Origin of the sequence: Alteromonas sp. KS69, assembly GCF_003989595.1 — a bacterium.
Taxonomy (GTDB): domain Bacteria; phylum Pseudomonadota; class Gammaproteobacteria; order Enterobacterales; family Alteromonadaceae; genus Alteromonas; species Alteromonas naphthalenivorans.
The window spans coordinates 1-5878 of record NZ_PYHU01000065.1; the positions used below are offsets into that span (position 1 = coordinate 1).

The 5878-nt window shown below is 40.3% G+C and carries 10 protein-coding genes; all 10 read right to left on the reverse strand.

Features of this window, described 5'->3' with window-relative positions; translation table 11 throughout:
• Window positions 1-403: 403 nt before the first annotated feature.
• Window positions 404-757 carry a DUF4844 domain-containing protein gene (locus C7Y69_RS21160; RefSeq protein ID WP_244361163.1) on the reverse strand — a complete coding sequence of 118 codons (354 nt, stop codon included), beginning with the start codon at window positions 755-757 and terminating at the stop codon, window positions 404-406.
• A complete protein-coding gene (locus tag C7Y69_RS21680; RefSeq protein WP_185864214.1) occupies window positions 736-1242 on the reverse strand; it encodes a hypothetical protein in 507 nt (168 codons plus the stop codon). The genes C7Y69_RS21160 and C7Y69_RS21680 overlap by 22 nt, the downstream gene beginning before the upstream one ends.
• Window positions 1243-1365: 123 nt before the next feature.
• Window positions 1366-1632 (reverse strand): hypothetical protein, encoded by a 267-nt coding sequence (locus tag C7Y69_RS21165; protein WP_126874078.1) that lies wholly within the window; start codon window positions 1630-1632, stop codon window positions 1366-1368.
• A gap of 107 nt (window positions 1633-1739) precedes the next feature.
• Window positions 1740-2174, reverse strand: a complete 435-nt coding sequence (locus tag C7Y69_RS21170; protein ID WP_126874079.1) for a hypothetical protein — start codon at window positions 2172-2174, stop codon at window positions 1740-1742.
• Between the two features lie 112 nt (window positions 2175-2286).
• A complete protein-coding gene (locus C7Y69_RS21175; protein WP_126874080.1) occupies window positions 2287-2685 on the reverse strand; it encodes an SMI1/KNR4 family protein in 399 nt (132 codons plus the stop codon).
• A gap of 125 nt (window positions 2686-2810) precedes the next feature.
• Window positions 2811-3326, reverse strand: coding sequence for a hypothetical protein (locus C7Y69_RS21180; protein WP_126874081.1), 516 nt, complete (start codon window positions 3324-3326; stop codon window positions 2811-2813).
• A gap of 148 nt (window positions 3327-3474) precedes the next feature.
• Window positions 3475-3708 (reverse strand): hypothetical protein, encoded by a 234-nt coding sequence (locus tag C7Y69_RS21185; RefSeq protein WP_126874082.1) that lies wholly within the window; start codon window positions 3706-3708, stop codon window positions 3475-3477.
• Between the two features lie 117 nt (window positions 3709-3825).
• Window positions 3826-4332 carry a GNAT family N-acetyltransferase gene (locus C7Y69_RS21190; protein ID WP_126874083.1) on the reverse strand — a complete coding sequence of 169 codons (507 nt, stop codon included), beginning with the start codon at window positions 4330-4332 and terminating at the stop codon, window positions 3826-3828.
• Between the two features lie 125 nt (window positions 4333-4457).
• The gene (locus C7Y69_RS21195; RefSeq protein ID WP_126874084.1) at window positions 4458-4754 is read right to left on the reverse strand and encodes a hypothetical protein; all 297 of its coding nucleotides are present in this window, start codon (window positions 4752-4754) and stop codon (window positions 4458-4460) included.
• 535 nt (window positions 4755-5289) lie between these two features.
• On the reverse strand, window positions 5290-5808 hold the full coding sequence (locus tag C7Y69_RS21200; protein ID WP_126874085.1) for a YcxB family protein: 519 nt from the start codon (window positions 5806-5808) through the stop codon (window positions 5290-5292).
• Between the last annotated feature and the right edge of the window lie 70 nt (window positions 5809-5878).

Here is a 5878-nt window from a genome sequence, read left to right on the forward strand (position 1 = left end):
ATAAAGCCAGCATACGATTGATTGTTAAAGCAAACAAGCAAAATGCCAGCGCAGTGATGTTGCTGATCTGACTGAAGCAAGCCGCCATTTGAACTAGCAAACGCAATGGCGCTTACCGAGTAAAATAAGAATTTGGCGATAAAGCGCCTATTGCGCGACCTTTGAATTTAAAGCGGCGAAGTTAAAAGCACCTAAAGCCAGAGCGATGTTGGGAACAACAGGTGAGGGCGGTTGAATTGATATTTTTATACAGCCAAACGCAGTTTAGGCTGACGCCTTCTAACGCTTTTAAATAAGGGGCGCAGGCATGTGGGGCATAATGGCGAAGCCGCCCCGCATGTATGCGTCCCAGCGAACGAAGTGAGTGACTTAATTTTTTTGTTATGTGCCACCCAATACATCCTTACAAGTAGTAACTCAGTAAGCCATCTGAGCTTTCTATATTTAGGATATCCATAATTATCTCTAAATGGTCTCCAAAGTTTTCTTTCGCTTCAGTGTCTTGCATTTTCATGATTTCTAATTCTGGCAAGAACGTTTCCATGACCCAAAGCTTTGATGGATTTTGCAAAAGGCCATTAATGAGAGTGTCTAAAATTGAGTCTAACATTTTAGTTAATAGCTGTTTTTCGTTTGGAACACTTCCGGGCAGTTCAGCAAACAACTCGCTACCCTTAAAACTTTTTAACTCGGATAAAGTGGACTGAGTGATGACCAAGGTCTGTTCTTGAATTTCTAATAAAGGACTGTATTCCATATTATCCTCTTGGCACATAACTTTCCAATAACGGGCGCAGACATGTGGGGCATAATGGCGCAGCCGCCCCGCGTGTTTGCGTCCCAGCGAACGCAGTGAGTGAGTTGATTGGCTTGATATGGCCGCGCCGAAAATTCCCACTGATCTCTGTTGGCATAAAACACCCAATTTAACTTACTGGATACTAAGTACAAAAACAAAATATCTGTACTCTTTCGAAACGTGTCAAAGTTATCCCAAGTTAGAGAAAAATTTGAGTTAATGCGCTTTTTTATACCTGTTTTTTTTGACACACGCTCAAATGTTTCGAAGGCAAAAACTTGTTGGTTGAGGTATGGCGAAAAAAGGGAATTGAATTCACTTTTGTTGAGCCACCCTGTCGAAGCAGTAATTGAGCGGATTACTTTTGACCAATCAGAATTTTTAACCGAAAGCTCTATATCAGTATCGGTATTAAGAATTTGGTTCAGTTCAATAAATTCCATTCTTTCCCTGAAGGCTATAACTTTAAACTAAGCGGCACAGTTGCGTGGGGCATAATGGCGAAGCCGCCCCGCGTAACTGCGTCCCAGCCTGCGCCAGCAGGCGACTTAATTTGTTTGTTATAACTACTTTCCACGTTTGCTTACTACCAATTTGTAGGTAAGGCCTATAACTACAAGAGCAACAAACAAAAATACTACACCAGCCAAGTCTTCGCCTTCCATTCTGAAATTGCCAAAACCAATGAATTGATTCTGGCTGTTAGAGCAAGCACCAACACCGATCCAATTTTGAAGTAGCGTACCACCGCAAAGAGTGAACGTGCTAATTGTCTTAATAAACAATGCCAAAACAATAAGCAGTATAAGAGCTACAGATCCTAACTTTTTCATTTGATGTTTCAGTAGTTATAACGCCTCAAACACCGGCTTGGTGAAGTTGGCGACTTTTTTGGAACAAAAAAGGTGACAGCTTTTCCAAGTCCGCGTGCTTTGACTTGTTAGCTGCCGCCCTCGTAACTAATGCTAGTAAATTGGCTAATTCCTACATCAATATCCCTAAATAAAGAATCTTCATCTACTTCAATTTTATCCTTTTTCAAGCGTGCAACAAAAAGTACGATGGACTCCCTTACTTTTTGTGCGATGTAGTCTCTTAGCTCATTTTTAGTTTTACCTGACCAAACAGCTTCAGGGATTTGGATATCAGCGGTGATATAACGCTGCTTTTTAGCAAAACGGAGTCTAGTTATCTCTTCATCACCAAACTTCTGAATTGAGCCATCAACTCGTAGGACTGGTGAATACTCATCAACAGCCTCACAGTAGGTTGTAGAACAGCTATCACGTAGAGCCTTGTATAGATCTACTTTAATTCTACCGATGCCACCATCTTTTGGGCCACCAGCCTGCCCACCAATTGATATTATGCTCATGACTTCCTTTAGCAGCTAACGCTAAGCTAACGGGCAGTGACGTAGCGGCATAATCGCGAAGCGCCGCTGCGTTACTGTCCCAGTGACCGAAGGGAACGTGTTAAGCGCTTTGTTATACGCGTGCATCTAAAACCTCGAAGCTTTTTGCTGCAAATACAAGTTCTTCGGTTTCGTGATCCCACCAATAAACGGTATTGGAGACCTCCTGGGTTTCATTAATTTTAAACACTAGAAAATCGCCACCACCATTTTCTCCGATGATAACTAAGTCTTTTGGAAAGCCGTAGTTCTCCCGCGCAGATTTTGTTTCGTGGACAATACTGTTACAGGTTCTCTTAATTCTCTTTTTATCTGAAGTGTCATAAAAAGGCATAAGATTAAAAACATCTTTACCCACTTCGACACTTCCGCCATTCGACAGCTTCATTCTTTCACAGAAGCAAAGTGGAAACTTAATTTCTAACTCAAATTCTGCTTTTGATATAAATTTTTCGTCAACAGGAAATGGCATTATTTTCTCTAGAGCGTATAACGCCCGCATAACGGGCAAAAATACGTAGGCTATAATACCGAGCGAAGCGAAGGGAGCCTACGTGTTTTTGTCCCTAGCGAGCGCAGCGAGTGTTAATGCGTTTGTTAGTTTGCGTACTCATTCGAGCTAAACACAAACTGTTGGCTTAAAGTAAAAGCCTGACTTGAGTCAGCACGACTCTGTGAAATAATTTCCAGTTCACCTTCCGCATGAACCTTGACCAAAAGCTCCTCTGTATTACTTATTTCGAAGTTGATAGAGCAATTTTCAGGAGATACTTTACCTTTAATAAAGTTCGGAGAAGGCTCTGAAACCCCGTTCGTGTAATACACGTAAAAGCTTTCATTGGGCAAGTCTATAGCAAAAATAAAAGCATTTTTATCCAAATCCTCTGGCTCCAATCGCAACGCCGTAAAATTACTTGTTATTGGGAAACTTGTAACCCGGCCAGAAAATGACGGGACATTAGAATTGCCAGAGTGAACAACGTAAGACTTCATAGAGCTCAAGCTTTTCTCAAACGAAATAGCGCTATCTATGAATTCAGGCCCTAAAAGACATTTCGATTGAACAGGTAAACCTACACTAAGGAAAAACAAAAAAATAAGAAGTCTATTCAATGCGAATCTCCGCGAGTGTGTCCGAGCAAACTAACTTTCCAATAACGGGCGCAGGCACGTGGGGCATAATGGCGAAGCCGCCCTGCGTGTATGCGTCCCAGCGAACGAAGTGAGTGAGTTTATTGGGTTGTTATGTGAATTTGTTGATTTAATCTTGAAAGTCCTCCGGTATCTCTTTTTTGAAGAGAGCTATTGCTTGTTCGACTAGTTCTAAATCTAGCTCATCTTGGTAAAGAGTAACTTCTCGTCTCTTTTTCGTGTCGTCCCGGAAGATTTCCATGACCATATTTTTACCAGCATATATTTCGACACCAATACCATCGCGTGCACCAGTGTCGCTAGCGATAACGTAATGTTCTATCTTTGAAAACTTCTCACTCATGTAGAAACCCACGATTCACATAACTTTTAAATAAGGGGCGCAGACATGTGGGCTATAATGCGAAGCAGCCCACGTGTATGCGTCCCAGCGAACGAAGTGAGTGACTTTATTTTTTTGTTAGGTGTGGTCATAAATAAACCTAAGCACCTTTTCCGAGCCATCCTCTAAATCTACAGTTGAATCTAGTGTTGCACCAGAGGATTCTATAAGCTTTGCAGAAGCAATATTACTTTTGTAGCAGTGAATATGCACCGCTGTAATATCTATTTTATTTGCCTGTTCGATGGTTTGAGATAGCAGGCGTTTTCCAACGCCCTTGCCTCGATAACTGGGCCTGATACCTAAACCTATATGTCCGCCAGCATGTTTTAATGAGTCGTTTAGTGTGTGGCGTAAATGGGAGCAGCCAACGATTTCTTGATTTTCGATGAGCCAGAAAGTGGTATTAGGCACCATATGATTGGGTAAGTTGATACCCTTTGAATAATTGCTTAACAACTGAACGAAAGCAGGAAAGTTTGAACAATCTAAATCCATTGGATAGGGATAGCGTTCTTCGCTACCCAATTCCTTGATGTAGTCCAAATAACTATTTTCGAATTCAACTAAAGGATTAATGAGCATTCAATATCCGAGAAGCACCTAACGCCCCAATAAGGGGCAGTTGCTTGCCCGCGAAAATAGCGATAGCGCGGGCGAGTAACTGTCCCAGTGAACGCAGTGAGCGAGCTTGATTGGTTTGTTATATTTCACTTACACTCCGAATTCAAAATGTCAGCCTGTTTAATGTTTACCCACTGAGTATTCGAACCTAATTCTATTTGAACCCCAATTTTCCTAGCAATATCCAAGATATGCTTGAACCACTTTTTAGCAGTCCATTCCTTAATTTCGGTAGATGAAAAGCAACCTTCTTCATGATACCAATGCACACCAGCGGCCTCGCGATAAATGTATTGGTATTCAGTCCTTCCGTGACTTACTAGAAAGACCTTTAATTTATTATCTTCAGATAGTTCTACTCTACTAATTTTCTCGATATTCATCGTGATATATAACGCCCAAATAAGGGGCTAAATAATAGTTTGCTAAAATGGTGAAGCGAAGCGGAACGCTGCAAACTGTTATGTGTCCCGCTTAATTTTCTTGTTATGAGTAAACAAAAAAATATCACTTTACCCAAAAATAAAGAAGTATAGCAATGATAAAGTAGATGCTAAAAATAGAATGTAAATCATATTGTTAAGGGCTACATTAAGTTTATTCCTAACCATATAGGCGCCTATACTTGCAAAGAACCAAGATGGTGTAGAAATAATTAGAGGAAATGCAACTCCCATTAAGAACTCATGATTACTAGTGGCGATAAATTTATATAAACTATATAGAGAAAAAACATTATAAAAAATTCCTGAAATAGCGCCAACTATTAGTAATATAAAACCCAAAATCTTCAATTAATCACCTTACACATAACGCTTCACATATGGGGCACAGACTTGCTGGCTATACTTGCGAAGAATGAGCAGAGCCAGCGAGTATGTGTCCCAATGAGCACAGCGAATGTACATAATGTGTTTGTTATACATACTTCTCAATCAATCCACTGAATTCATCTGCTTCGTTCGCGTTTGCGAAGGCTGAATTTGGAACGATAATCGCGTACACATTATCCAAAAACAAGTAATGGACATTACCGTTCTGGCTCACTGATTCAATGGCTTCCCATTTAAAAAATGATTTAGCATATTTATTTGATGCGTGAATTCCATCTTCTTTAATTTCAAGAGTACTCTCGGTAAGTAGAAAACCATCTACTTTTGGTAACGTATTTTTTTGGAGCTTTGACATTTCATAAAAATAAATACCGGCACCAACTAAAAGTGGCAATAAAACAACGATTGCTGTGGGCATATCGAAGTTGAAATTCTTTTTACTCAAAGCCTGAAATACAAACATGAATACAATTGCAACCAAGAACCAAATGATGAAGTTTGTCAAAAAGGACTTCTTTTTACTTTTAATTCCAGAAGCTCGTCTCAACGCAAACTTGGTAAATTCTTTGTATTCTTCTTGATTAGGTTGAAAAGTGATCAGCATCCTGTAACTCTAACTTTAGTATGTATAATGCCGCATTAAGCGGCTAAAAAGTGTCCGTCCGGTAATCCCC